The sequence below is a fragment of the Nocardiopsis flavescens genome, assembly GCF_900141985.1.
In the GTDB taxonomy this organism is placed as follows: Bacteria; Actinomycetota; Actinomycetes; order Streptosporangiales; family Streptosporangiaceae; genus Nocardiopsis; species Nocardiopsis flavescens.
On sequence record NZ_FQZK01000001.1, the window covers coordinates 721,779 to 747,163 of the forward strand.

Annotated in this window: 22 protein-coding genes; 15 read left to right on the forward strand and 7 right to left on the reverse strand. The window is 72.6% G+C overall.

The window, feature by feature from the left end:
- The first annotated feature begins 277 nt into the window (after window positions 1–277).
- Window positions 278–709 carry a hypothetical protein gene (locus BUE45_RS03300; protein WP_073374693.1) on the forward strand — a complete coding sequence of 144 codons (432 nt, stop codon included), beginning with the start codon at window positions 278–280 and terminating at the stop codon, window positions 707–709.
- 133 nt (window positions 710–842) lie between these two features.
- On the opposite strand, the gene BUE45_RS03305 is transcribed toward BUE45_RS03300, so the two are convergent.
- From BUE45_RS03305 to BUE45_RS03320, 3 genes are all read right to left on the reverse strand, one after another.
- A complete protein-coding gene (locus BUE45_RS03305) occupies window positions 843–2,639 on the reverse strand; it encodes a carboxylesterase/lipase family protein (RefSeq protein WP_245832745.1) in 1,797 nt (598 codons plus the stop codon).
- Window positions 2,640–3,349: 710 nt separating this feature from the next.
- A complete protein-coding gene (locus BUE45_RS03315) occupies window positions 3,350–4,030 on the reverse strand; it encodes a type 1 glutamine amidotransferase domain-containing protein (RefSeq protein ID WP_073374701.1) in 681 nt (226 codons plus the stop codon).
- An 83-nt stretch (window positions 4,031–4,113) separates the two neighbouring features.
- Window positions 4,114–4,701 carry a TetR/AcrR family transcriptional regulator gene (locus BUE45_RS03320; protein ID WP_073374702.1) on the reverse strand — a complete coding sequence of 196 codons (588 nt, stop codon included), beginning with the start codon at window positions 4,699–4,701 and terminating at the stop codon, window positions 4,114–4,116.
- Between the two features lie 396 nt (window positions 4,702–5,097).
- On the opposite strand from BUE45_RS03320, the gene putP reads away from it, so the two are divergent.
- Entirely contained in the window at window positions 5,098–6,669 is a 1,572-nt protein-coding gene (gene putP / locus BUE45_RS03325; protein ID WP_073375379.1) for a sodium/proline symporter PutP, read from the forward strand.
- A 93-nt stretch (window positions 6,670–6,762) separates the two neighbouring features.
- Here the strand turns inward: putP and BUE45_RS03330 are convergent, their stop codons facing one another.
- Together BUE45_RS03330 and BUE45_RS03335 are read right to left on the reverse strand one after the other, a co-directional pair.
- Complete coding sequence (locus tag BUE45_RS03330; RefSeq protein WP_084736820.1) at window positions 6,763–8,223, reverse strand: alanine/glycine:cation symporter family protein; 1,461 nt, start codon at window positions 8,221–8,223, stop codon at window positions 6,763–6,765.
- Window positions 8,224–8,563: 340 nt separating this feature from the next.
- Entirely contained in the window at window positions 8,564–10,144 is a 1,581-nt protein-coding gene (locus tag BUE45_RS03335) for an SLC13 family permease (RefSeq protein WP_073374705.1), read from the reverse strand.
- Window positions 10,145–10,493: 349 nt separating this feature from the next.
- On the opposite strand from BUE45_RS03335, the gene BUE45_RS03340 reads away from it, so the two are divergent.
- The 13 genes from BUE45_RS03340 to BUE45_RS03400 all read left to right on the forward strand — a co-directional run bounded on the left by BUE45_RS03340 (window position 10,494) and on the right by BUE45_RS03400 (window position 21,862).
- Window positions 10,494–10,736, forward strand: coding sequence for a hypothetical protein (locus tag BUE45_RS03340; RefSeq protein WP_073374707.1), 243 nt, complete (start codon window positions 10,494–10,496; stop codon window positions 10,734–10,736).
- A 259-nt stretch (window positions 10,737–10,995) separates the two neighbouring features.
- The gene (locus tag BUE45_RS03345) at window positions 10,996–13,821 is read left to right on the forward strand and encodes a DUF4040 family protein (RefSeq protein WP_073374709.1); all 2,826 of its coding nucleotides are present in this window, start codon (window positions 10,996–10,998) and stop codon (window positions 13,819–13,821) included.
- A complete protein-coding gene (locus BUE45_RS03350; RefSeq protein WP_073374711.1) occupies window positions 13,818–14,126 on the forward strand; it encodes a sodium:proton antiporter in 309 nt (102 codons plus the stop codon). Before BUE45_RS03345 ends, BUE45_RS03350 begins: the two co-directional genes overlap by 4 nt.
- Window positions 14,123–15,649 carry a monovalent cation/H+ antiporter subunit D family protein gene (locus tag BUE45_RS03355; RefSeq protein ID WP_073374713.1) on the forward strand — a complete coding sequence of 509 codons (1,527 nt, stop codon included), beginning with the start codon at window positions 14,123–14,125 and terminating at the stop codon, window positions 15,647–15,649. Before BUE45_RS03350 ends, BUE45_RS03355 begins: the two co-directional genes overlap by 4 nt.
- Window positions 15,646–16,026, forward strand: a complete 381-nt coding sequence (locus tag BUE45_RS03360) for a Na+/H+ antiporter subunit E (protein ID WP_073374714.1) — start codon at window positions 15,646–15,648, stop codon at window positions 16,024–16,026. The genes BUE45_RS03355 and BUE45_RS03360 overlap by 4 nt, the downstream gene beginning before the upstream one ends.
- Complete coding sequence (locus tag BUE45_RS03365) at window positions 16,023–16,280, forward strand: MrpF/PhaF family protein (protein ID WP_073374716.1); 258 nt, start codon at window positions 16,023–16,025, stop codon at window positions 16,278–16,280. The genes BUE45_RS03360 and BUE45_RS03365 overlap by 4 nt, the downstream gene beginning before the upstream one ends.
- Complete coding sequence (locus tag BUE45_RS03370) at window positions 16,277–16,630, forward strand: cation:proton antiporter (protein ID WP_073374719.1); 354 nt, start codon at window positions 16,277–16,279, stop codon at window positions 16,628–16,630. The genes BUE45_RS03365 and BUE45_RS03370 overlap by 4 nt, the downstream gene beginning before the upstream one ends.
- Window positions 16,631–16,684: 54 nt before the next feature.
- A complete protein-coding gene (locus BUE45_RS03375) occupies window positions 16,685–17,422 on the forward strand; it encodes a GIDE domain-containing protein (RefSeq protein WP_073374721.1) in 738 nt (245 codons plus the stop codon).
- Between the two features lie 259 nt (window positions 17,423–17,681).
- Window positions 17,682–18,422 carry a VOC family protein gene (locus BUE45_RS03380; protein ID WP_073374723.1) on the forward strand — a complete coding sequence of 247 codons (741 nt, stop codon included), beginning with the start codon at window positions 17,682–17,684 and terminating at the stop codon, window positions 18,420–18,422.
- 752 nt (window positions 18,423–19,174) lie between these two features.
- A complete protein-coding gene (locus tag BUE45_RS03385; protein ID WP_178378433.1) occupies window positions 19,175–20,032 on the forward strand; it encodes a S1 family peptidase in 858 nt (285 codons plus the stop codon).
- Between the two features lie 55 nt (window positions 20,033–20,087).
- The gene (locus tag BUE45_RS03390; RefSeq protein WP_073374727.1) at window positions 20,088–20,582 is read left to right on the forward strand and encodes a hypothetical protein; all 495 of its coding nucleotides are present in this window, start codon (window positions 20,088–20,090) and stop codon (window positions 20,580–20,582) included.
- Window positions 20,583–20,611: 29 nt separating this feature from the next.
- Complete coding sequence (locus BUE45_RS03395; RefSeq protein ID WP_073374730.1) at window positions 20,612–20,983, forward strand: CU044_2847 family protein; 372 nt, start codon at window positions 20,612–20,614, stop codon at window positions 20,981–20,983.
- A gap of 276 nt (window positions 20,984–21,259) precedes the next feature.
- Window positions 21,260–21,862: a DUF642 domain-containing protein gene (locus BUE45_RS03400; RefSeq protein ID WP_073374731.1), complete on the forward strand. Its 603-nt coding sequence runs from the start codon at window positions 21,260–21,262 to the stop codon at window positions 21,860–21,862.
- Between the two features lie 1,841 nt (window positions 21,863–23,703).
- Here BUE45_RS03400 and BUE45_RS33990 read toward each other — a convergent pair.
- Entirely contained in the window at window positions 23,704–24,207 is a 504-nt protein-coding gene (locus BUE45_RS33990) for a hypothetical protein (protein WP_073374732.1), read from the reverse strand.
- A 213-nt stretch (window positions 24,208–24,420) separates the two neighbouring features.
- Window positions 24,421–25,347, reverse strand: a complete 927-nt coding sequence (locus BUE45_RS03410) for a cation diffusion facilitator family transporter (protein WP_073374733.1) — start codon at window positions 25,345–25,347, stop codon at window positions 24,421–24,423.
- Between the last annotated feature and the right edge of the window lie 38 nt (window positions 25,348–25,385).

The following is a 25,385-nucleotide window of genomic DNA, read 5'->3' on the forward strand; positions in this document are numbered from 1 at the left end:
ACGAGCGGAGGTGAGCCGTCACCGTGCACGGCGGGGCCGACGGCGAGGACGCGCTCTCCGCGCGAGCGGAGATGAGCCGGTCAGCACCTCCACCGCCGGGCCCTCGACGTCGTGATCTGGCCGTCGTCGATGTACATGGTGACGTGGAAGGGGGCCGGGCCGCTGCCGGTGTCGTGGAAAAGCAGTTCACCCGGAGCGAAGCCACCGCCCCCAGTTGCCCGATCCGGGTCGAATCATCTAAATTGAGCTTCATAGACTCAACCCAGGAGGTGGTCTGATGCCGTTCGCGTCGTCGGTGTTCACCGGGGCTCCCCGGGCCGGGGCCCGGCCCGTCCACGCTCCCCCGGAAGTGGTCCGGGTGGACCAGGGAAGCGAGGACGGCTCCCATCTGGTCGAGGTGCGTTTCGGCCTCTGGACGGACGCCTCACAGTTGGCGCTGGTTCGGGACGGGCACAGGCTGCTGATGGTCTCGCGCCCCGACGGGGCACTGCTGCGCGAGATCGCGTTCCCCGGGCCGGTGGCGTGGGACCGCATGGAGGTCCGGTACACCGGAGGGCTCCTCACGGTCCGGGCCCCCGAGGCACACCGCTCCCCCGTGCCGGTCCGGCCCCTCCTGCGGGCTCCCCGCAGGCACTCCCTCCTGCGCTCCCTGCGGGAGCGGGTGGCCGCCTGGCTGGACCGCCTGGGACGGGACCGCACCGGCTCCTGAGATACGCAGCCGCGGACACGGCACCGACCGGGCCGGTGCCCTTCCGGCCCTCGCCGGAGGGGCGCCGGTGGCGGGTGGAGCGCGCCACGGCCCGACCGGCCGGACACCGCCGCCCCACCGAAGGGGACGGGCCCTAAGCAATCGGTCCGTCGTAGTCCATCCAGAAGTCGACGGCCTCCGGGCGCGGGCGGGGCGCCACCGAGCTGCCGCCGTCGAACTCCATGACCTGTTCGGGGGCTTCCCGCACCGTCGGCCAGGCGGGGAGTCCGGGGCCGTTGGGGTCGCCGGTGCGCGCGAAGTTGCTCCAGTAGGCGCTCATCTGGTCGCGGAGCCGGTAGTCGGTCTCGGTGTACTCTGCGTCGCCGTCCGCGCCGAGGTTGGCGTAGGCGTAGGCCACCTCCGCGCCGTGGTAGGCGCCGTACTTCTCCAGCCCGTCCTCCGGGGGGACGTGTGAGAAATGGTAGAGGTAGGCGCCCGATGCTCCGGTCCGTGTCTGTAGGCGGGCCCAGCGGTGCATCGCCCTGGTCATGACCATGTCGGTCCGGGCCTGCAGGAGCGAGTCGAGCACCTGTTCCTCCGTCCGTCCGGGGTAGAGCTCCAGGAACCGCTCCGCGTCCCCGCCGTGGTCGGCCCGCACCGTGGCGTGGTACTCGTCGACGTCGGTGTCCGGTGGCAGGGCCAGGGCCAGGGAGGCCTCGTCCGCGTTGCTGCCGAGCAGCGTCGGCACGTCCAGCTGGTCCCCCGCCGCGTAGACGTCCGCGGGCGGGGCGCTGAGCACGTGACCGTCGATGAAGGGCCGCCAGTGGCCCGCCAGCGGCTCCGCGGCCTCCAGAACGCGGTCGAGGGGCATCGCCCGCATCTCCTCCAGGGTGGCCCCGCCCAGCGCCTCGCTCAGGCGGAGCCCGGCGTCCGCGGCGGCCTCCCCCGTGTCGTACTGGTCGCCGTCCTCCGTGTTCCCGGCGGTTCCCATGCACGCTCCGCTGCCCGCGATGATGCCGTCCACGAGGTCCTCGGCCAGCGGGGTCGCGCCCAGGACGCACACGCTCTCGCCGCCGGCCGACTCCCCGGCGACGGTCACCCGGTCGGGGTCGCCGCCGAAGGCGGCGATGTTGTCGCGGATCCATTCCAGGGCGGCGATCTGGTCCTGGAGCCCGTAATTGCCGGAGGCCTCGCTCCCGGACTCGTCGGCGAGGTCGGGGTGGGCGAGGAAGCCGAGGACGCCCAGCCGGTAGTTGAGGGTCACGGTGATCACCTCGCCCCGGGAGGCGAGGGCCGCGCCGTCGTAGAGCGGCAGCGCACCGGAGCCGGTCGTGAAGCCGCCGCCGGGGATGTAGACGAGGACGGGCAGCCGCTCCGCACCGCGCTGGGTCGCCCGCCAGACGTTGAGGGAGAGGCTGTCCTCGCCGACCGGATACGGGTTGAGGAGGGTCTCCGCCAGCGGGACGTCGATGACCTGAGAGAGAGCCCGGGTGATGAAGGAGGACTCTCCCTGGACGGGGACGTCGGAGAAGCGGTCGGCGGTGAACACCTCCGTGCGCGGCAGGGGCGGCCGGGGCGCCCTCCAGCGCAGCTCTCCCTCCGGAGGCCGGGCGTAGGGGATGCCCGCGAAGACCTCCACCGTGCCGGGGTCGTTGAGGACCCCCTGGACGGGTCCCTCCCGCGTGTGGACGAGTTCGGTGGGGGTGCGGTCCTGCCCGCCCGCAAGACGGTGCTGCGGCGCCGGATGGGCCGCCAGCGCCGTGGCGCAGACGAGCACGCCCGCGAGCAGCCACGCCCCGGTCCGCAGCAGGCGGCGGCCCCGCAGCCACCAGCGGGCCGTCGCGCCCAGGGCCACCAGCAGCAGCGCGATCAGAGCCCACCCCCACCAGGGGCTCCGGTTGAGCCACAGGACCACGCCGGCGGCCACCGCGACGGCCGCCCATGGCAGCACGTACCGCGCGAGCCCGAGCCCTCGCCGGGGGCCGGCCGGTCGTGGCTTTCGCCTGTCGGTTCCCATCTCCCGCTCTCCGTTTCCAGGGCCGGGCCCCGGCTCGAACATTCTCACGTCACGCTTCGACGGCACAGTCGAGCCGGTTCCCCCGGGGCGCGAGGAAGGCCGTGCGGGTGCCGTCCGGGGAGATCGACGCATTGGTGCGCCGTGGGGAGTCGCAAAGGTCCCCGACAGTGTGGAGCCTGGGAAGTGCCTTGTTCTCCGGTCCTTGCCTCTGCGGCGTCGTCGCTGATCGGGTGCACTGCGATTCAAGCCGTCCAGGCGTGCGCCGGGCAGTGCCGCCACGTCAGCGGCTCGGCATGACGTTCCCGGGGGCGAGGGCGTGACGTGGTGTCACCGCCGCGTCCGCCGCCCCTGGTGAGGCCATGTTCGAGCAAGGCCCCCGCACCCCGGGCCGCTCCGCGGGGCCGTCGCCGGTCGGACCGGCACGGACCGGCGCGGCCCGGGGACCTGGGCTCACCGCGTGCGGTGGACGCCGTCTTCGACGTCCGGGAACCGGTCGACCGGCGGCCCCTCAGGAGCGGCGGTCCGCCCGTGTCCGGCGGCGGGGCCGACCGGGTTCCCCGCCCGGGCCCTCCGGGCCGCCGCCGCGCGGACGCCGGACCCGGCGGGGTCCGCGCCCCGCGCACGCGGCAGCACGGCAGAGGTGTTCATCCCGCGAACCTGGCGATGAGCGCGTCGGCCGCCTCCGCCGACGAGGCGGGGTTCTGCCCCGTGATCAGCAGTCCGTCCTCGACCACGTAGGAGCCCCAGTCCGCGCCCTTGGAGTAGTCCCCGCCGAGCCCGATCAACTCGTCCTCGACGAGGAAGGGGACCACGTCGACCAGTTCGACCGCGGCCTCCTCCGTGTTGGTGAAGCCGGTGACCCTCCTGCCCCGCACGAGCGGGGTGCCGTCCTCGGCGGTGACGTGGCGCAGCACGCCCGGCGCGTGGCAGACCAGCGCGACCGGCTTGCCCGAGCGGAGCGTGCTCTCGATCAGGCGGACGGAGGCGGGGTCCTCCGCGAGGTCCCACAGCGGGCCGTGGCCGCCGGGGTAGAAGACGGTGTCGTAGTCGTCGGCGGAGACCGAGTCCAGGCGCACCGTGTTCGCCAGCGCCGCGGTCGCCTCGGCGTTCGCCTCGAACCAGTGGGTGTCGTCGGTCTGGAAGCCGGGCTCGTTGCTCTTGGGGTCCAGCGGCGGCCGGCCGCCGGCCGGCGAGGCGAGGGTGATGTCGTGGCCGGCCTCGATGAAGCGCCGGTACGGTGCGGCGAGCTCCTCAAGCCAGAAGCCGGTCTTCTTCCCGGTGTCGCCGAGCCGGTCGTGGGAGGTGAGGACGATGAGGACCTTCATGGTGTTCCCCTGTTCTAGTAGACTGGTCGTCTTGTCGATGGTTCGGATCCCCGTACCGCGGGACCAGGGGCCCGCAGGGCCCGTCACGCCAAGTGAAGCACGCGCGTGGTCGATGCGAGGGCGTTGTCCATCGCGGCCGGGTCGCGGTGGATCTTGGCCATGACGCTGGCTCCGAGCCACATGTCGTAGAGGGCCCGGGCCACGTCCCCCGGGCTTGCGTCGACGGACAGCGACCCGTCGGAGACGCCGGCCTCGATCATGCGCTGGAGGCGGTCGACAATTCCGGTCGTGCCCTCTTTCAGCGCCAGCCGCATCGGCTCGGAGAGGTCGGAGACCTCGGCGCCGAGCTTGACCGCCAGGCACTTGCCCCGGCAGTCCTCCAGGCTCTGCGTGTCGCGCCAGTTCCGCCAGTAGGCCATGAGCCGCTCGGCCGCCGATGCGCCGGTGGCCGCGAAGACCGCGTCCATCTCGCTCAGGTAGTCGGCGAAGTAGCTCTGTAGCATGGCCTCGCCGAAGGCGTCCTTGGAGCTGAACCAGTGGTAGAACGAACCCTTCGGAACACCGGCGGCGGTGAGCACCTCGTTGATGCCGACGGCCGACCACCCCTTGCGCGCCATGATGCCCTGCGCGGTGTCCAGGATGCGCTGGCGGGTGTCGGCGGAGGTGCTCATGGAGCCAGGCTAACACCGAATTAGACCAGTCGTCTAGAGCGGTCCGCCCCGACCCCCGGGCGCCGCGGACACGACCACCCGGCCTGCCTCGGCCCCCGGCACGACCCGGCCTGTCCGGCGCCGGGTGCACCGGAGGGACGGAGCGGACCCGCCGCCGCGGAGCGGTCGGCGAGGGCACGCCGTGCCCTGCTCTTCCCTTGCGCCGCGGTCGGCAAAGGGACACGAAGTCTCGATTCGAACACGACATCCGCCGAAAAATCTCGAAGCGGTGTTATTCCGGCGTCAGGTGTTGTGGCTCACGGAGCGGGAGGCGATGATCCCCGTCTGTGACACCACGGAGGCGCAAGAACCCCCTCGCGCCTTCGCAACGAAAGGAGAACGGACTTGACCGAGTCCATGCTCTGGTCGATCGGGACCTTCGGCGTCTACCTCGTCGCCATGGTCGCCATCGGCCTGTGGGCCTACAAGAAGACCGTCTCCCAGTCGGACTTCGTCCTGGGCGGTCGCCAGCTCAACCCCTGGGTGGCGGCGCTGAGCGCCAACGCCAGCGACTTCAGCGGCTGGCTGCTGCTGGGCCTGCCCGGGGCCATCTACGTCTCCGGCCTGGGTGAGGCGTGGATCGCCGTGGGCCTGGCCTGCGGCTTCGCCGGGAGCTGGATCCTGCTGGCCCCCCGCCTGCGGGTCTACACCGAGCGGGTCACCGACGCCCGCGCGGGCGGGGACTCCGACTCGCTGACCCTGTCCTCCTTCCTGGAGAACCGGTTCAACGACCCCACCCGCCTGCTGCGCGGGGTCTCCTCACTGCTCATCATCGTCTTCTACTTCTTCTACGTCGCCTCGGGCCTGGTCGCCATGGCCGCCCTCTTCGACCAGGTCTTCGGGCTCGACCCCGCCCCGGCGATCGCCATCGGCGTGGGCATCGTGGTGCTCTACACCGTCCTGGGCGGCTTCCTCGCGGTCTCCTACACCGACGTCGTGCAGGCCGCCATGATGTGGCTGGCCCTGCTCATCGTCCCGGTCCTGGCGATCACCGCGCTGGGCGGCTTCGCGGGCCTGGCCGACGGGGTGTCGGCCAAGAGCGACGGGCTGCTCTCCGCGGTGGGCGGCACCTCCCTGGACGCCGACCTCGGGCAGTGGGTGTCCACCGAGACGCTGGGCTGGGTGGTCATCGTCTCCGGCCTGGCCTGGGGCCTGGGCTACTTCGGCCAGCCGCACATCCTGGCCCGCTACATGGGCATCCGCTCGGTCAAGGACATCCCGGCCGCCGCGACCATCAGCGTCACCTGGGCTATCAGCGCCATGGCGCTGGCCGTCGCGGTCGGCTTCATCGCCATCGCCTACTTCGACACCCCGCTGTCCTCCCCCGAGCAGGCCTTCCCGCTGCTGATCGAGGCGCTGGCGCACCCGCTGGTGGCCGGTCTGCTGCTGGCCGCCATCCTCGCCGCCGTCATGAGCACGGCCGACTCCCAGCTGCTGGTGGCCTCCTCCGCCCTCACCGAGGACGGCTACCGGGCCTTCGTCGACCGCGACGCCGCCCCCGGCACGCTGCTGTGGATCAGCCGGATCACGGTGGTCGCCGTCGCGCTGGGCGCCGCGGGCATCGCACTGTGGGGGAACCAGTCGGTGATGGACCTGGTGGGCTACGCCTGGGCCGGGTTCGGCGCCGGGTTCGGGCCCATCCTGCTGCTGTCGGTGTTCTGGAAGCGGATGACCTGGGCCAGCGCGCTGGCCGGGATGGTCGCCGGGGGTACCACCGCGATCCTGTGGGACATCCTCGACGCGGCCGTCTTCAACACGGGCCTGTACGCGATGGTCCCGGCGGCGGCGCTCAGCTTCGCCGCGATCTTCCTGTTCAACGGGCTGGCCAAGGTCGGCGAGCAGCAGGCCGCCGACTTCGACCGGGTCGAGGCCGAGATCCGCTCGGGCCGGGGCGGCGGTCCCGCCGCGGCCGAGGACGCCGCGGTCTGACGCACCCCGCCTCCCGTGCCTCGGGAGGGCGGAACACGGCGGGGGCGCCGGTCGATGCGACCGGCGCCCCCGCTCCCGTGTGTGTACCGCGGGTCAGGAATCCGTTCCCCGGCGCGCGTCGACCAGGTCCGGTTTGCGCCAGTCCGGGTCGGAGAAGTACTTCTTCGTCTCGGCCGTGATGACCCCGGACAGCACCAGCAGGCCGATGAGGTTGGGCACCGCCATCAGGCCGTTGGCCGCGTCGCTGAACGCCCAGACGACGGTGAGGTCCGTGGTGGCGCCCACGAACACCACCGCGACGAACAGCAGGCGGAAGGGGAGCACCGCCCAGCGGCCCACCAGGAAGTCCATGCACCGCTCGCCGTAGTAGGACCAGCCCACCAGGGTGGTGAAGGCGAAGAACATGAGGCTGATCGCCACGATGTAGCCGCCGAAGGGCGCCAGGCCCGGCGACAGGGAGCCGAACGCCTCGCTCATCGCCCAGTTGGTCATCAGGGCGCCGTCGCCGGTGTTCTCGGTGTACCAGGCGCCGGTGACGATGATGACCAGGCCGGTCATGGTCACCACGATGATGGTGTCGATGAAGGTCTGGGTCATGGAGACCATGGCCTGGCGGACCGGGTGGGCGGTCTTGGCGGCGGCGGCCGCGATGCCGCCGGTGCCCAGGCCGGACTCGTTGGAGAACATGCCGCGGGCCATGCCCTGCTGCATGGCGATGATGAACGCCGAGCCCAGGAAGCCGCCGACCGCGGCGGTGCCGGTGAAGGCGTCGGTGAAGACCAGCGCGATCGCGCTGGGGATCGAGGTGACGTACAGGGCCAGCACCAGGAGCGAGGCCAGCACGTAGGCGATGATCATGAACGGCACGACGCCGGCGGCGAACCGGCCGATGCTCTTGATGCCGCCCAGGATGACGGCGGCGACCAGCGCCACCATCACGGCGCCGGAGAGCCAGGTCGGCACCGAGAAGGTGGACTCCAGCTGGCCGGCGACCGCGTTGGCCTGGGTCATGTTGCCGATGCCGAACGAGGCGATCGCGCCGAAGATCGCGAACAGGAAGCCCAGCACCAGGCCGATCTTGGCGCCGCCGCTGCCGGGGCCGAACTTCTCGGCGAAGCCGTGCCGCAGGTAGAACATCGGGCCGCCGCTCATCTCGCCCTTGGTGTCCGGGCGGCGGTACTTCACGCCGAGCAGGGCCTCGCTGTACTTGGTGGCCATGCCCAGGATGCCGGTGACCCACATCCAGAACAGCGCGCCGGGGCCGCCGACGCCGATGGCCAGGGCCACGCCGGCGATGTTGCCGACGCCGACGGTCGCCGCCAGGGCCGTGCTCAGGGCCTGGTAGTGCGAGATGTCACCCTTGGTGTCGCCCTTGTCGCTCTCGGTGCGGCGGACCAGGGCCAGCCACAGGGCGTGTCCCAGGACGCGGAACTGGAGCCCTCCGAGCCGGACGGTGAGGTAGACGCCCACGATGAGGAGCAGGGGTATGAGGAAGTACGGCCCCCATACGAAGGAAACGATGGAATCCAGGACCGCCTGGATCATGTCTGTCATGGAGTCGGGTCTCTCTGAATTGAAGGCTCGGTATCCGAGGGGTGATGGGGGAGCCGGAAACCTGTACGGAAGCGTCACAGCCGGCAGTCACAGCGGTGTTACATTTTTTCGCCACTCCTGTCACTAGGAGCCACTCCGCGCCCCGCCGGTACCGCGGGCTCGCGCGCGGCGGCCCGTCCCCCGCCCGCCGCTTGCGCCTCCCCTGCCGGGCACGATCATGCACGAGTCGGCGTGTCCGGTCACGCAGGGGGCGGGCTTTGTGTCGCGCCCCGTCTTCCGGGCCCGAAGGCAGCCGGCCCGGGACGGGTGTCGCGTCCCGGGCCGGCGGTCGGGTCCGGGGTCAGAGCGTGATGCCGATGGCCCAGCTGAACAGGCCGTACATCGCGCCGAGGATGAGGACCAGGGCGATGAGGTTGAGCCAGAGGCCGCCGCGGATCATCTGGCCGATCCGCACGTACCCGGACCCGAACACGATCGCGTTGGGCGGGGTGGCGACCGGCAGCATGAACGCCATGGTGGCGGCCAGCGCCACGGGCACCACCAGGGTCATCACGTCCATGCCCATGCCCAGGGCGACACCGCCCAGGATGGGCAGGAACGTCGCCGCCGTCGCGGTGTTGCTGGTGAGCTCGGTCAGGAACAGCACCAGTGCGGTCACCACGAGGATCAGCACCCACAGCGGGATCCCGGCCAGGACCGAGACCTGCCCGCCGATCCAGGTGCTGAGCCCGCTGGCGGTGAACTGCCCGGAGATGGCCAGGCCGCCGCCGAACAGCAGCAGCACGCCCCAGGGGAGCCCGACGGCGGTCGCCCAGTCGAGCAGGCGGGTGCCCTGCCGGTCGATGGGGACCAGGAAGAGGACGACCGCGACCGTCATGGCGATCCCGGCGTCGCTGATGCCGGCCAGCCACGGCAGGGCGCCGCCGATGCCCTCGCTGCGGGCCAGCACCGGGATGAAGATCCAGGACAGGGCGGCCAGGGCGAACACCAGCGAGACGCCCTTCTCGCCGCGGGACATCGCGCCCAGGCCGGTGAGTTCGGTGCGGATCAGCTCCTGGGCGCCCTCCACCCGCTTGGCCTCGGGCGGGAACACCTTGATGAGCACGAACCAGGCCAGGAACAGGAAGACCGCCGCCAGCGGGACCCCCGCCAGCATCCACTGGCCGAAGCCGATGGTGATGTCGTGGGCCTCGGAGAGGTAGCCGACCATCAGCACGTTGGGCGGGGTGCCGATGATGGTGGCGACCGAGCCGATGGAGGACGCGTAGGCGATGCCGAGCATCAGGGCGGTGGCGAAGTTGGCGTCGGTGCGGCCCTTGCGGAACTGGGTGAGGACGGTGACCACCGACAGGCCCACGGGCAGCATCATCACGGCGGTGGCGGTGTTGCTCACCCACATGGTGATGAACCCGGTGGCGATCATGAAGCCGCCGATCAGCCCGGCGCTGTTGGAGCCCACCTTGGAGACGATGGTCAGCGCGATGCGCTTGTGCAGGTTCCACTTCTGCATGGCCAGGGCGAGCATGAAGCCGCCCATGAAGAGGAAGATGGTGTCCGAGCCGTAGGACGAGGAGACGTCCCCGATCGGCGTCCCCTCCAGCATCACGGGGAAGAGCACCAGCGGGAGCAGCGAGGTGACCGGGATCGGGATCGCCTCGGTCGCCCACCAGATAGCGATGAAGGCGGTGACCGCGGCGACGGTGCGGCCGTTGGCCGACAGGACGGCCTCGTCCTCGCCCTCGGCGAGCGGCAGCGGCATGTCGGGCATCAGGAGGTAGATGATCAGGCCGACGAGCGGTCCGGCGATGAGGCCGATCACCCGGGAGCGCGTGAAAGCCCCCTCCGTGCGTTCGTCCCGCCCCGGCTGCGCCGGACCGGTCTCCTGTTGTTTCTCCTGTCGTTCTTCGCGGGGAGCCGACATCGTGACCCTTCGTCGTGGGGGGCGGGGGTGGGGAGGGCCGGCGGAGGTCTCCTGTGCGTTGGGCTTCGGTCACCGGCGTGTGTCCTGCCCTTTTCGTCGGAGGTTGATCATGATCAGCGGGATCCGTCCACCTCGGCGGTGAAGAATTAAGGTTCTCCTGACATTCGGTCACCGAGAGGTCGGATGCGGCGACCTTGGGTGACGCGTGTCACCGGTGGGGGATGTCCCGGTCACCCGTGGGAGTGAGCGCTCCCACAACGGACTCGGTGCCTTCCGGGTATCAGGGACACCGCCTGGTACAGTGGCCCACGTTCGCAGGGGTACGAGACGTGCAGAGGAGGTGTCGCCCATGGTCCGGTCCGTGCACACGGCCGCCGCTCCGGCCGCGCCGCCTCCCGCCGTCGTCGCACCGCTGCGAGGGGCGTCCTTCCGGGTACTGCCCGCCCACGCCCGCAGCCGCCGCCTGCGTTTCGCCGAGCGGCAGCGGATCATCGTCCGCAACCCCCTTCCCCTGGGCACCAACGGCTACTCCACCTCGTGGGGTACCAACGCCCACGGTGAGCTCAGCGCGTGCCCGCCGGGACGCGGCTGACCGCTCCCTCCTTCGGGGAGCCCCTCCTTCACGTACGACCTGAGTTCCGCCGCTGTGCGCGGAACCCGGTGGAGTACCCGGCACGCCCGCTTCCGTAGCGGACCCCCGGGTCCTCCACCCGTCCGTCGTGCGCCGGACCCGCTGCGCGGTCCCTGAGACATCCCCGTTCACCGTTCGCCCGCCGTGTCCCCGGACACGGCCGCCGCGGCGCGCCCCCGTGCGCCCGGGGCGGGGCGAGAGAACCCGAAAGGCCGGCGGCTTGCTGCTGCTCCTTCTCCTTGCCGTACTCACCGTCACCACCGCCGCCGTTCCCGTGATCGACCGCCTCCCCGGGCGGTGGACCGGCTGGACCCTCGCCGCCGTGCTCGCCCTGGCCGCCGTTCCGGTCCTGGCCGCGGGCCCGGGCCTGTGGGCCGGGGGCGCCCCGGTCGAGGCGCACCTGCCCTGGATGCCCTCCCTGGGGGTGGGCCTCCACCTGCGCATGGACGGCCTGGCCTGGCTGTTCTGCGCCCTGGTGCTGGGGGTGGGCGCCCTGGTCACGGCCTATTCCGCGGGCTACTTCCCGCCGGGCAGGCGGACCGGGTTCTACTTCCTGATGAGCGCCTTCGCCCTGGCGATGACGGGCCTGGTCCTGGCGGACGACCTCGTCCTGCTCTTCGTGTTCTGGGAGCTGACCACGATCTGCTCCTTCTCCCTGATCGGCCTCTCGGGCCCCGGGGCCTCACGCCCGGCCGTGCGCACCTTCCTGCTCACCGCCCTGGGCGGGCTCGCCCTGCTCGCGGCGGTGGTGCTGCTGTGGGTGCGCACCGGCACCACCCGCCTGAGCGAGATCCTGGGGGACACGGCCTGGACCCAGGACACCGCCTTCACCACGGTCGTCGCGGCGCTGGTCGTCCTGGCGGTGTTCACCAAGTCGGCCCAGTTCCCCTTCCACTACTGGCTGCCCGACGCCATGGCCGCCAGCACCCCGGTCAGCGCGTACCTGCACGCCGCGGCCATGGTCAAGGCCGGCGTCTACCTGGCGATGCGCTTCACGCCGGCCTTCACGGACAACCCCCTGTGGGGACCCGTCCTGATCACCGCGGGCCTGACCACCGCGGTGCTGGGGGCACTGCTGGCGCTGCGGCGCCACGACCTCAAGGAACTCACCGCCTACTCCACGGTCAGCCAGCTGGGGTTCCTCATCGCCGTCATCAGCGTGGGCACCCCGCAGGCGCTGATCGCCGCCGCCGTGCACACCCTGGCGCACGCCCTGTTCAAGGCCACGCTGTTCATGGCGGTCGGCGTCATCGACGACCGGACCGGCACCCGGGACCTGCGTGAGCTGGGCGGCCTGGCCCGGGCCATGCCCGTCACCGCCGCCCTCAGCGCACTGGCGGCGCTGTCCATGGCCGGGGTGCCTCCGCTGCTGGGGTTCGTCAGCAAGGAGAACGTCTTCGAGGCGCTGCTGGACATCCCGCACGCCCCCTGGGCGGGGCCGCTCGCCGCCGCGGTCGCGGTCGCGGCGGCGGCGCTGACCGTCGCCTACTCCGTGCGGTTCGTGTACGGGGCGTTCTGGGGCGGCCGTCCCACGCGCACCGGTGACGACCGCCCTCGGGAGGCGGGCGCGCTGTTCCTGGCGGCTCCGGTGGTCTCCGCCCTGTCCGGTCTGGTCCTGGGGCTGGGTGTGGCGCTGCTGAACCCGATGGCCGCCCGGGCCGCGGGCGACGCGACCGGTCGGACGGCCGAACCCCACCTGGCCCTGTGGCACGGGCTCAACCCCGCCCTGGGCATGTCGGCGGCGGCCCTGCTGCTGGGCGCCCTGCTGGTCCGCTTCACCTCCTCCGGCGAACGCCTGGCCCGATACCGCCTCCCCCCGGTGCGGGGGACCGCGGTGTTCGAGCGCGTGCACGCCGCCGTGATCTCGGCCGGCGTTCGGACGGGGGACGCCACCCGCACGGACTCCCCCACGCGCCACCTGGCCGTCCCCTTCGTGCTGATCATCGGTTTCGCCGCCGTGGTCGCCCTGGCGGGGCCCGACTTCGGGCCGCCGGCCGGGCCCACCTCACGCCCCCTGGACTGGCTGCCCGTGGTGCTGGTCGCCGCGGCCGTCCTCACCGCCGTGACGACCCGGTCCAAGATGGCCGCCCTGGCGCTCGTGGGCCTGGCCGGGTTCGCCACCGCCGTGTGGTTCCTGTTCCTGGGAGCCGTCGACGTGGCGCTCACCCAGCTGCTGGTGGAGATCCTGACCGTCGTGGTGGCCGTGCTGGTGCTGCGCAGGCTGCCCGCCGGGTTCCACCGGGTCCGGCCCTCGCGCACCGCCGCCACCGCGGTCATCGCGGTCCTGGCCGGCGCGGCGGCCACCGCGGGCGCCTACGCGCTCACCGGCCGCCGGGAGCCCTCGGCGGTGAGCGCGCACCTGCTGGACAACGCCCCCGCCGACACCGGCGGGACCAACGTCGTCAACACCGTCCTGGTGGACTACCGGGCCCTGGACACCCTGGGCGAGCTCACCGTCCTGGGCGTGGCCGGGCTGATCATCATCGCCGTCCTGCACTCGGCGGGGCTGACCGCCGACGCCGGTGAGAGGCCCGCCGTGTCGCGCACCAACCCGGTCTGGGACGCCGACTCCAACACCGTCATCATGCGCACGGTGGCCCGCGTGCTGATCCCGCTACTGGTGGTGTGGTCGCTCTACCTGCTGATGCGCGGCCACAGCGCCCCCGGCGGCGGGTTCATCGCCGGCCTCGTCGGCGGCTCGGCCTTCGCCCTGGCCTACCTCGCCGCGCCCAGCGCCTCGGTGGCCCGCATCCGCCTGGCCTATCCCGCCGTCATCGCCGCGGGGGTGCTCACCGCGCTGCTGTCCGGGCTCCTGGGCCTCGCGGACGGCTCGTTCCTGCGTCCCCTGCACGCGGACGTGCCGCTGCCCTGGGGCGGCCACTACCACTTCACCACCGCGCTGGTCTTCGACGTCGGCGTCTACCTGGCCGTGGTCGGCGTGATGCTGACCGCGCTCAACCAGCTGGGCCTGCCGCGGCCCGGCGCCGACGCCGCGGAGGCGTCCCCGACCGCCGGCCGCTCCACCGCCACCGGAGGCACCCGATGACCCTGGCCCTCACCATCGGCGTCCTGACCGCCGGTGCCGTCTACCTGATCCTGCAGCGCGGCATGGTCCGCATCGTCCTGGGCTTCGTCCTGCTCAGCCACGCCGCCAACCTCCTGCTGATGTCCGCGGGGGGTGTCTTCCACCGCGGCGCGCCCCTGCTGGGGCGGAGCGCGACGGAGGCCCTGGCCGACCCGCTCCCGCAGGCGTTCGTGCTCACCGCGATCGTCATCGCCTTCTCCATCACCGTCTACATGCTCACCCTGGCCGCCACCGGTACCGGCGACGAGACCGAGGACGCCTCATGAACCCCGTGCTCCTACCGCTCCTGGTCGCCCTGCCCCTGACGGGCGCCGCGCTGCTGGCCGTGTTCACCTCCCGCACCGCGGTCCGGCTGCTGCTGCCCGCCACCGCGGCCCTGGGCCTGGCCGGCGGCCTGGCCCTGCTCGGGGCCACCGGCGGCGGCGGGATCCTGGTCCACCAGGTGGGGCTGTGGCCCGCGGGGGTGTCGATCCCCCTGGCCGCCGACGCCTTCAGCGCGCTCATGGTGACCACGACCGCCCTGCTGGTCCTGGTGTGCTCGCTCTTCGCGCTGGCCACCGGGGAGGCGGAGCGGCGCTACTTCGCCCCGCTGGTCCTGGTCCTGTCGGCCGGGGTGTACGGGGCACTGCTCACCGGCGACCTGTTCAACCTGTTCGTGTTCGTCGAGGTGATGCTGCTGCCCTCCTACGGGCTGATGGCCATCGCGGGCACCCTGCGCGGCCTGCGCGGCGGACGGACCTACGTCACCGTCAACCTGCTGACCTCGACCATCTTCCTGGCGGGTGTGGCCCTGGTGTACGGGACCGCCGGGACCGTGCAGCTGGGCGAGCTGGCCGGCGCCGCCCAGCGCTCTCCGGCGGTGGCGGCGGCCATGGGGCTGGTGCTGCTGGCCATGGCGGTCAAGTCCGCGGTGGTGCCGGTGCACGGGTGGCTGGTGCGCACCTACACCGCGCCCTCCCCCGCGGTGACCGCCCTGTTCTCGGGGCTGCACACCAAGGTCGCCATCTACGCGGTCTACCGCCTGTACGCGGTCGTCTTCGAGGGCCAGGCGTCGCTGCTGTGGATCGGCCTGGTGGTGTTCACCGCGACCATGGCCGTCGGCGTGCTGGGCGCGGTGGGCGAGACCACGACCCGGTCGATCCTGGTGTTCCACATGGTCAGCCAGATCGGGTACATCCTGCTGGGCGTCGCCCTGTTCACCGAGCTCGGCCTCATGGCCGGGATCTTCTACCTGGTCCACCACATGGTGGTCAAGGCCTCCCTGTTCCTGTCGACCGGGGCCGTCGAGCACGTGTACGGGACCGGGGACCTGGAACGGCTGCGCGGCCGGGCCCGGGGGGAGCCCCTGCTGGCCCTGGCCTTCCTGGGAGCCGCCCTGTCCCTGGCCGGCCTGCCGCCCTTCTCCGGGTTCGTCGCCAAGCTGACCCTGGTCACCGCGGCCTTCGACGCGGGGCGGTGGACCGTCGCGGCCGTCGCCATCGCGGTCAGCCTCATCACGCTGATGTCGATGCTCAAGATCTGGGGCTCGGTCTTCTGGGGCCGTCCCCCCGAGCCCGAGACCGAGACCGGCGCGGAGAGCGGTGCCGGGACCGGTACCGCGGCGACGGCCACCGCCGTGCGCACCGCCCCGCCGCGGCTGCGCACCGCGCTCGTACTCCCCGCGGTCGCCCTGACCGCCGTCACGCTGTGCGTCGGCCTGGGAGCCGAGGTCCTGCTGGACCTGTCGGCCCAGGCCGCGGCCCACCTGCTGGACACCTCCACCTACGTCGAGGCGGTGACGAACCGATGACCGGTCCGCTGCGCAGGGCCCTGCGCATCACGTGGTTCCCCTTCTTCTACGGGGCCAGGGTGGTGGCCTCGTCCTTCCAGGTGGCCCGGGACGTCCTCACCCCGGGCAGCGCCGCCTCGCCGGCGTTCATCGAGGTACCGCTACAGGCACGAACGGAACTGGAGATCACGGCCATCGCGAACATGGTCACCCTGACACCCGGAACGGTCACCGTGGCCGTCCGCACCGAACCGCCGACCCTGTGGGTGCACGGCCTCTACACGGCCGACGAGCACGCCTTCTTCGCGGACATCCACCGCATGGAGGACTACCTGCTCGGCATCACCCGGCGCGGGGGCGCGCCGGCACGCACCGCGGACGGGGAGGTGTCCCCGTGAACCCCGTCGACATCGCCCTGCTGCTCCTGGGCGCGTCCATGGTCGTCGCCGTCGGCCGCATCCTCGTGGGACCCACCAAGGCCGACCGGGGGGCCGGCTCCGACGTCGTCTTCTTCGGCTTCGTCGGGATCGTCGCCCTGCTGGGCCTGCGGCTGGACTCCGACGCGCTCGTCGACGTCGTGCTCGTCTGCACCCTCGTGGGCTTCCTGGCGGCGCTGTCCCTGGCCCGGCTCGTCTCCGGAGGCGAACGATGACCCCTCTCGAAGTGATCGCCGTCGCCTGCGCGGTGGCGGGCTCCGCCGTCTTCGCCGTGGGCGCGCTCGGCCTGGTCCGCCTGCGCGACTTCTACGCCCGCCTGCACGGCATCTCCATCTCCGCCGCCCTGGGCACGGCGCTGCTGCTCCTGGGGCTCCTGCTCTGGTTCCCCTCACCGGCCAACGCGCTGAAGATCGGCCTGGCCCTGCTCGTGCAGCTGGCCACCGCGGCCGTGGGCGGCAACGCCCTGGCCCGGGCCGGATACCTGGACCGGACCCCGGTCACCGCCGACACCCGGCGCGACGACCTGGCCGCGGCCGACCCGGAGCGCCACGGGAGCGGGGACTGAGGCGCCGGCTCCGGCGGCCGGTGCCGCCGGAGCCGGCGCAGGAAGGCGAGGACGATGGACGACGCATTCGTGGGAGAGGCCCGCACCGCGTTCCAGCTCCTGTCGCTGCTGGCCACGGCCCTGAGCGGGTTCCTGCTGCGGCGCACCCTGCGGGGGCGGCCCCGGTTGAGGGAGCTGCGCGAAGCGCTGGCGCCGCCGCTGCGGGACCTCCCCCCTCCCGGTGCCGCGGTGCTGGTCGGCGGCACCGTGGCGGCGGGGCCCTCCGGCCGGCTGCGCGCCCCCTACTCCGGGGCGAGGTGCGTGTGGTACCGCACCGAGGAGTGGGAGTACCGGACCTCCGCCGGCGGCCGCTACGGGCGGGCGCGGGCCACCCTGGTGGGGGTCCGGCAGAGCCGTACGCCCTTCGTGATCCGGGACCGCACGGGCTCGGTTCGGTGCTATCCCCGCGGCGCCGCCGCCGACAGGATCCCGGCGACGCACGACTCCTTCGAGCCCGAGGCGCGGGAGGAACCCTGGAGGGTGCACCACGGCCACGCCTGGGCCTCCCCCGAGGGTCGGCCCGGGCGCGCCTTCCGCGAATGGGCCCTGGCACCGGGCACGCGGGTGGTCGTGCACGCGACCGTGTACACCTGGGACGGGTCGCCGGTGATCGCCAGCGCACCCGACGGGCGCCTGCTGCTGTCCACCCGGACCGCACCGCAGGTGCGCGAGGCCCACGGCCTCCGGGAGACCGTCGGCTGGGCGGCCTTCCTGGGGGCTCTGGGGGCGCTGGCGTGGTCGGTCCTGGGATGAAGGCGGCGGAAGGGGGCGGGGGCCCGCCGGCGGCCCGCGCCCCCGGGACGTTTCCGGTCCGGGCCGCGGTGCCGGGCCGGGGGCCCGCGCTCCGGTCGCGGGGCGCGGGACCTTGTCCCGCCCCCGGGTCGGGGCTGCGGTCGCGGCCGCGGGCCGGTGACGTGGGCGGGCGACGTGGGCGAAGACCGGGACGCGAGCGGCTCCGGGCCGGGAGAAAAGGCGTGGGCGACCCGGACCTTGTGGGCCTAGGATCGGCGCCATGGCAACTCGAATCGTGCAGATCGCGATGAACGCCCAGGACGAGGTCGCACTCGGGAGCTTCTGGGAACAGGCGCTCGGCTGGGAGTCCTCCAGCGAGGGACCCGGCGTCGTCAACCTCGAACCCGCGGGCCTGCCCTACCCCGACCCCGCCGCACTCTTCGTCGACGTGCTGCGCGTGCCCGAGCCCGCGACGGGGCGCACCCGCGTACGCGTGCACCTCGCCACCGCGTCCGACGGCCACCGGGCCGAGCTGGTCGCGCGGCTGAAGGACCTCGGCGCGACCCCCGCCGACCGGCGGGGGCCAGAGGACGCCCCCGGGACCGCTCTGGCCGACCCCGAGGGCAACGAGTTCCGTGTGCTGGAGCCCCGGGAGCTCTACCGGGACACCGGCCCGATGGCCGCGGTCGTGCTCGACTGCGCCGACCCGCGGGCCATGGCCCGGTTCTGGGGCGAGGCGACGGACTGGACCGTGTACGAGGCGACCGACGGGCACGCGCTCCTGCGCTCCCCGGAGAAGGTCGGCCCCTTCCTGGAGTTCGTCCGCTCCGCCGAGGCGAAGACCGTGAAGAACCGCACCCATCTGGACCTGCGGCCCTACCCCGGGGACGACCAGGCGGCGGAGGTGGACCGGCTGCGGACCCTGGGCGCCACCGACGTCGACCTCGGGCAGGGCGACGCGCCGTGGACGGTGCTGGCCGACCCGGAGGGCAACGAGTTCTGCGTCCTCACCCCGGGCTGACGCACGGGGCCGCCCGGGGAACGGCCGCCCGGCGGCGGGCCCGGGCCTTCCCCGCCCCGGCGGGCGACGTGGCCGCTCACGTCGATGACGAGCCCGTCCGCGGCCTCCGGGGGACGCGGGGACACGCGCCCCCCGCGTCGGCCCCCGGCGTCGCCGCACGCGGCGGCCGGCCGTGAGGTGGTCCGGGCGTACACGGCCCGTTCACCGGACCGCCCGGGGCGGGAGGCACGGCCCGGCGTCCCGGGCCGCCTCCCACGGGACGGCCACCGTACGAACGGCCCCGGCCACGTCCTCCCCCGCGCGGGAACGGACGTGGCCGGACCGTGACCCCGGGCGGGTTTCCGCGCCGCCTCCCGAGAAAATCCCCCCGGCCCTGATAACGGGGCGTGCGCATTCGGCGACGGCACGCATACCGGACGATCCGGTTTTCCACCTCGATCGACCCTTCTCCACCTTTACGCCTTTTCCCTCCTGTCGCGAATACCCCTGGAGAACACCGCCGCGCGGGAAAATGAAGCGAACACCATTCTTCACACGAGCCACATCGGCAACTCACTTCCTGACTCGTTTGACCTCGATAACGCCAGGGTATGGGTGGTTTGCCGGGCTTCCTCCAAGCCCGGATCGACGCTCTTTCCCCGCGACGAGAAAAGGGTCACCCGGCCCCGCCCGCGCTCGCCGCCACCCTTTCTTTTCCGGTTCCGAGCGAAAGGAATACCGGGGTGACCGAGCCTTCGAAGTTTCCGCGGTACATGGGAAGAATTCTCACCTCCGGGGGCTCCCCGCAGGGCACCTGCTTTCAGATCGACCCGGGCGGATACCTCGTGACCGCCTGGCACGTCGTCCAGGGCACGGTCCAGGCCGAGGGCGTGCCCCTGGAGACCACCGAGGTCACGGTGGACAGCCTCGGCGACCGGGACGTCAAGCCGGTCCGGGCCTGGCTCTTGGCCAGGGACATCCCCGCCGACCTGGCCCTGCTCAAGACCAACACGCCCCTGCCCGACAGCGCGCGCCTGCTGCGCGCCTCGGAGTCGGCGGAGCAGGGCGAGGAGGTCACCCTGGTCGGCCACGCCGTCATCGAGGAGAGGGGCGACGTACCGCCGCCGCGGTCGGTCGAGGCCCTGGGCCGCTGGCAGGGCGAGACCGACCGCGGCAACGGCCTGCGCATGGCCCGGATCTTCTCCCGCGACGTCGTGCCGGGCATGAGCGGGGCACCCGTGCGCCGCCTGCGCGACGACACCGTGCTCGGGGTCCTCTCCTCCCGCCACCACTCCGGTGACCAGTCGATGGTCAACAGCGTGTGGGTGTCCCGCACCGAGGACCTGCTCCGGCTGTGCAAGGGGCACGTGCCGGTGCGGGAGGGGCGGTGGCTCGGGGTCGCGTCGGCCGGGGCCGCCGGCACCGCGGCCGGCTACGCCCTCGCGGAGTACGCCCACCGCGGCGACGGCGTCTCCCCCGAACCCTCCGGCGCCCTGGCCGGGGCGGCCTCCGCGGCCCCCGTCCCGGAGGCCTCCGGTCTCGCGGACGCCGTCACAGAGGAGGTGGTCGCCCAGGCCTCGGAGGGGGTGGTCAGGAAAGCCGTCAAAACGATCGTCGACCTGTTCTGGTAAACCGCCACCGCCCACGCGCCTCTGTTCCGCACGCCCACACGAAGGGTGCACGACGTTGTTCCTCCTGAGTCCCCGAGCCTTCGGCTACCAGACCTGGCTCCAGAACGTCGCCTCCACCGACACCCCGGCCATCGAACTCACCCCGACCGGCCCGAACGGCAGCACGAAGCACTTCTACATCGACCCCGGGGAGGCCTACATCCTTCCGGAGAGCGGGCTGATCCTGGGCTTCTTTCTCAGGTACACGAACGGCTCGACGGAGTTCTTCGCCCTGGACCACCCCGGCCACCTGGGCCAGGGCGAGCACAACACCGGCGCCGGACATCTGGCCATGGACGCGCACACCGTCTGGAAGATGATCACGAATCCGACCCCGGCCAACATCGTCAAAAAAGGCATCGGCTTCGTGCTGCGACACACCGAGACCGGCCAGGCCATCCGTGAGGCCGCCGTCTGTGTCGTGCACAACTGGAACGGGGCCCCGGAGAACTCGGGCTACTACAGCCAGTCCGACGGCACCTGCCTGATCCGCGGCCTCTGCCACCTGTGACACCGCTCGACCCCGTGAAAGGTGTGTGCGTGACCCTTCCCAAGAAGTTCGTACCGCTCGACGTCGACGGTGTGGACGTCGAGGTGTACGTCGCCGTCCAGCAGTTGCCCGGGGCGGAGCCGATGACCTCCGGCCGCTCCGCCGCCGTGACGAAGAAGGCGGCCGAGGCCGTCGACCACGTCGAGGACGTGGTGCGGTCCATGGCCGCCCGGTTCGGCGGCACGGTGCGCGAACTCGCGCGGCAGGCCGTCCGGCCGGAGTCACTGTCGGTGGAGTTCGGCATCACGATCGCCGCCGAGGGCTCGCTCATCGTGTTCAGCGGCTCGGCCGAGGCCTCGGTGGCCGTCACCCTGACCTACCCGGTCCCCGCCCCCGACCGGGAGGACGCGCCGCAGGGCTGACAGTGCCCTCCCGGTCCGGTGCCTGAGGGCACCGGACCGGGAGGGGACTCCGTTTCGGTGGCGTAGCGCCCTGCCCGGGGGCCAGCGGGCACGCGGGCGACGCGGTGGCGAACGTCGCCCCGCCGGTGGGTGGAAAGGGCCGGGTTCCGCATACGGGCGGGCGGGGCGGGCACCTCCCGTGTGTTTCTCCGCGGCAACACGGTCACGCAGAGTCATACTCGGTGTTCGGGGCCGCAGAGGCGGCCCGCCGGTCCGAGCCACCGAACGGGAGCCCTGATGCCGCGTCCTTTCCTGCTCGTCCCCGTCCTGACCGCCGCCCTGCTGGCCGGCCTCTCCGGCAACGCCCACGCGGCCCCCGGGAGCGAACCGGGCGCGCCGTTGCAGGACGGCGGCTTCGAATCGGCCCAGCTGCCCGACGGCGGCGGGGAGCTCTCCTTCCAGGCGGGGGACGGCCTCGGGGCGTGGAGGGTGACGGACGGCGAGGTGGCCCTGGTGCGGGGCACCGCGCAGCTGCCGGCCGCCGAGGGCGAGCAGTTCGTGGTGCTGGGCGAGTCCGGCGGCATCGAGCAGACGGTGGCCACCACCCCGGGACAGAGCTACGAACTCTCCTTCGCCGCCACGGCACGCCCGGACTCCTCCCGGACCCGCAGGCTGGAGATCGCGGTCAACACCTCCGCCACCGGCCAGGACGGGGTGTTCCAGACCCGGACCGTGCTGGCGCCGCAAGCCGACGGGGGCGACCCCGGGTGGCGGGGCGGGCGCGTCGTCTTCACCGCGGCGAACGAGGACACGCGGATCGGCTTCCAGGACACCACCCGGGACGCACCGGGGCCCGGCGTCCACCTGGACGACGTGCGGCTGGTCCCGCGGTCCGGCTGAGCGGCCGAGCAGCGCGGCGGCCCCGACCCCAGCCGGAGGGTGTCGCTCCCAGCTCAGCCATCCAGGGCGGGAGGAATGCCCCCTGCAAAGGGTGAGGGCGCGAGGAGCGGCCCGTACGTAGAGGACACCCATGCCCTCCTCAACGCAATGGGGGGGTTGAGCGTGCGCTGTCTTTGGGCCTTCAGCACAGCCGGTGAGCGTTGATCGCCATCCCGACACCAAGGGGTTTCGGGAGGGCGTACTCGGCTCCCCAGGCGCATGGGGGTGAAGGCCGCGGGTACCTGTCGGCCGCGGCACTGGGGGTTGTCCACCCGCCTGGAGCCCCCGACCCCAGCCGGAGGGCATCGCTCCCAGCTCAGGTCGCGGGGGTGAGAGCTCAAACGGAGTTGTTCCAAAAGCTCAGCCATCTGGAAACGGCGGCCAGCGGAGCGTGGACCTGGCCCCGGCGCAGTCGGCGGGCGGCAGATTTTCAGTGCTGTGCGTTGGATGCACGTCGTCAGTGGTGGGGGTGTCATCCGGGGCTGGGTCAAGCGAGGCGATCCCAGCCCGGCCGCTTGTGGCGGGAGGAATGCCCCCTGAAAACGGTGGTGGGCGCGACAAGCGGCCCGAACGTAGAGCCCACCCATGCCCTCCCAACGCCATAGGGGGTGGAACGTGCACTGTCCTGGGACCCGGACACAGCCCGTGAGCATTGATCGACACCCCGACACCAAGGGGTTTCGGGAGGGCGTACTCGGCTCCGCGGACACGGGGGGTGAAGGCCGCGCGTACCTGCTCCGCTCAGCCAATGGTGGTTGTCCACCCGCCTGGAGCCCCCGACCATAGCCGGAGGGTGTCGCTCCCAGCTCAGGTCGCGCGGGGTAGGGCCGCGCGTACCTGCTTACCCGACCGCGCGGGGGTGAGGGCGGCGCGCACCTGCGTGCTGGCGGCCTCGGTGCGTCGTGGTGCGGGAGGGTGCTTGGGTGCGGGTTACTGCGTCTGTGGTTGGTGTTCCAAGCGAGGTCGGGAGCAACCGCGCGCTCTCGGTCGGACCCTTCCTCCCTTTGCAGGTGGTCGGGCGGGGCAGGCCTCGCCCGGACCCGCCCCCGGAGAACACCCCCGCCACCAAGGACGTGCGACCCACGCTCTCGCCTGTCCGTCTGCCGCCCCTCGTATCGTGGGGGCGGATCCGGCTCCGCCGGTCTGTACCTTCCCAAGCGGCGGGCGTCTTGGAAACCAAAGGTTCTGGCCGGGCGCGACCACAGACCGCCGTTCCCAACGGGTGACCGTTCTGGAGACCTCGGAGTTCGTCTCACCCCCTCGGGCGGAGCAGGCGGGAGCGTGCCCCGACACCCCCTGCGGCGGGCCGAGCGGGCATCTGCGGCCCCACCCCGCGCGACCCGGCGTGGAAGCGACACCCTCCGGCTACGGCTGAGGGCTCCAGGCGGGTGGACAACCCCCACTGCCGGGCGGGGAAGGTACCCGCGGCCTTACCCCGCGCGACCCGGCCTGGGAGCGGCACCCTCCGGCTACGGCTGAGGGCTCCAGGCGGGTGGACAACCCCCAGGGAGCGGCGGGGCAGGTACGCGCGGCCTTCACCCCCCTGGGTCCGCGGAGGGAAGTACGCCCTCCCCGACCCCTTGGGGCCGGGGTGCCGATCAATGTCCACCGGCTGTGCTGGAAGCCCGAAGACAGCGCACGTTCAACCCCCCACAGCGTTAAAGGAGGGCCGGGCAGGTACCCACGGCCCACCCCGCGCGATCCGGCGTGGCAGCGACACCCTCCGGCCGTGGCCGAGCACTCCGGGCGGGTGGACGACCCCCTGGAGCGCGGCGGAGAAGGTGCCCGGGGCCGTGCCGGGTTCACGCCCGGCCGGTACCGGCGTCGAACTCCGGGCCGGGGAGGATGCGCAGCTCTTCCGACGAGGCCTCCGCATCGGGTCCGTCCCCGTCCGGGAGGTCCCAGTCCCCGGACCGCCGGCGCGACCGGGCCACGTCCCGCACCGCCTCCAGCCGGGACCGCCACCCGGCCTCTCCCACGATGCGGGCGGCCTCGCCGAGGAGCACCGGCCCTCCCTCACGTGCGCGGAGCAGGGCGTCGACCCCGGCCGCCACGCGTGCGCGGACTCCGTCGCCGGTCGCCTCCCACCAGGGCTCGCCGCGTTCGCCCAGGGCGGTCTTGGCGTCGTGGACCCGGGCCCGTGCGGAGGTGTCGCCGTTCTTGATCAGCCGCCGGGCCCGCATCAGCTCGCGGACGAGTTCGTCCCTGAGGTCCTCAGGGACGCTCGGGTCCGTGGCCCGCCAGCGCCGACCGTCGACCACGATGTAGCGGCCGTCGTCCGTGACGTAATGTCGCCTCTCGCTCACACAGGGGAGTCTAGGTGTCGCGGCCCGGAGGCCGGTCGCGCCGTGCGGGCGGCGGCACGCGTACCGGATCCGCGTGCCCGGCCGCAGCGGTCACGGACCGGCTCGGCCCCGGGCGGCGAGAAGCACACCGGAGCCGCACGTGGCACGTCCGGCACTCTGTCTGCCCAGCGGAAAGCGCGGCGGGGACCACCCCACGAGGAGCCCACGGCCGACTCACTCCACGACCGGGGACCGGGGCAGGTCGGGCTCGATGTAGATGACCGTGGCGATGGGCACCACCTCGCGGATGCGCCGTTCCGCCTCGTCGATGGCGGCGGTGACCCGGCGGGCGTCGTCCTCGGCGTCCACCGCCACCTTGACCCCGACGAGCAGCTCCTCGGGGCCCAGGTGCATCGTGCGCATGTGGATGATCGCGTCGATGTCCGCGCACGCCAGGATGGCCTCGCGGATGAGGCGGATGTTCTCCCTGCTGGCCGACTCCCCGATGAGCAGGCTCTTCATCTCCAGGGCCAGGACCACCGCGAACACCACGAGCAGCAGGCCGATGGCCCCCGATCCCAGGCCGTCCCAGACGCCGTTGCCGGTGATCAGGGTCAGGCCGACGCCGAGCAGGGCGAAGGCCAGGCCGATGAGGGCGCCGGTGTCCTCCAGCAGGATCACCGGCAGCTCCGGGGCCTTGGTCCGGCGGATGAACCCGAACCAGCCCACGCGGGAACGCGCCGCCCTGGACTGGCGCAGCGCGGTGCGCAGCGCCGTCCCCTCCATGGCGGCGGCCACCAGCAGCACCACGACGGGGACCCACTGCCAGGAGGTGATCGGGTGGGGGTCGCGGATCTTCTCCCACGCCTCGTACAGGGCGAACAGCCCGCCGAGGGTGAACAGCACGATCGCCACCAGGAAGGCGTAGAAGTAGCGCTCGTGGCCGAAGCCGAAGGGGTGCTCCGGGGTGGCCGTGCGCCGCGACCGGCGCCCGCCGAACAGGAGCAGGAGCTGGTTGCCGGAGTCGGCCACCGAGTGCACCGACTCGGCGAGCATGGCCGAGGAGGCGGTCAGGAGGTAGGCGACGAACTTGGTCACGGCGATCCCGAGGTTGGCCGCCAGCGCCATGACCACGGCTTTCGTACTGTCCTCGGTGCTCACCGCCCCAGGTTGCGGGGCGCCCCCGCGTCCGCGCAAGC

What these genes read in the sequence shown, in the direction of transcription:
- BUE45_RS03300 (WP_073374693.1), top strand. Translation starts at nt 278, where the DNA reads ATGCCGTTCGCGTCGTCGGTGTTCACCGGGGCTCCCCGGGCCGGGGCC.
- BUE45_RS03315 (WP_073374701.1), bottom strand. Translation starts at nt 4,030, where the DNA reads ATGAAGGTCCTCATCGTCCTCACCTCCCACGACCGGCTCGGCGACACC.
- BUE45_RS03320 (WP_073374702.1), bottom strand. Translation starts at nt 4,701, where the DNA reads ATGAGCACCTCCGCCGACACCCGCCAGCGCATCCTGGACACCGCGCAG.
- putP (WP_073375379.1), top strand. Translation starts at nt 5,098, where the DNA reads ATGCTCTGGTCGATCGGGACCTTCGGCGTCTACCTCGTCGCCATGGTC.
- BUE45_RS03330 (WP_084736820.1), bottom strand. Translation starts at nt 8,223, where the DNA reads ATGACAGACATGATCCAGGCGGTCCTGGATTCCATCGTTTCCTTCGTA.
- BUE45_RS03335 (WP_073374705.1), bottom strand. Translation starts at nt 10,144, where the DNA reads ATGTCGGCTCCCCGCGAAGAACGACAGGAGAAACAACAGGAGACCGGT.
- BUE45_RS03340 (WP_073374707.1), top strand. Translation starts at nt 10,494, where the DNA reads ATGGTCCGGTCCGTGCACACGGCCGCCGCTCCGGCCGCGCCGCCTCCC.
- BUE45_RS03350 (WP_073374711.1), top strand. Translation starts at nt 13,818, where the DNA reads ATGACCCTGGCCCTCACCATCGGCGTCCTGACCGCCGGTGCCGTCTAC.
- BUE45_RS03355 (WP_073374713.1), top strand. Translation starts at nt 14,123, where the DNA reads ATGAACCCCGTGCTCCTACCGCTCCTGGTCGCCCTGCCCCTGACGGGC.
- BUE45_RS03360 (WP_073374714.1), top strand. Translation starts at nt 15,646, where the DNA reads ATGACCGGTCCGCTGCGCAGGGCCCTGCGCATCACGTGGTTCCCCTTC.
- BUE45_RS03370 (WP_073374719.1), top strand. Translation starts at nt 16,277, where the DNA reads ATGACCCCTCTCGAAGTGATCGCCGTCGCCTGCGCGGTGGCGGGCTCC.
- BUE45_RS03375 (WP_073374721.1), top strand. Translation starts at nt 16,685, where the DNA reads ATGGACGACGCATTCGTGGGAGAGGCCCGCACCGCGTTCCAGCTCCTG.
- BUE45_RS03380 (WP_073374723.1), top strand. Translation starts at nt 17,682, where the DNA reads ATGGCAACTCGAATCGTGCAGATCGCGATGAACGCCCAGGACGAGGTC.
- BUE45_RS03385 (WP_178378433.1), top strand. Translation starts at nt 19,175, where the DNA reads ATGGGAAGAATTCTCACCTCCGGGGGCTCCCCGCAGGGCACCTGCTTT.
- BUE45_RS03400 (WP_073374731.1), top strand. Translation starts at nt 21,260, where the DNA reads ATGCCGCGTCCTTTCCTGCTCGTCCCCGTCCTGACCGCCGCCCTGCTG.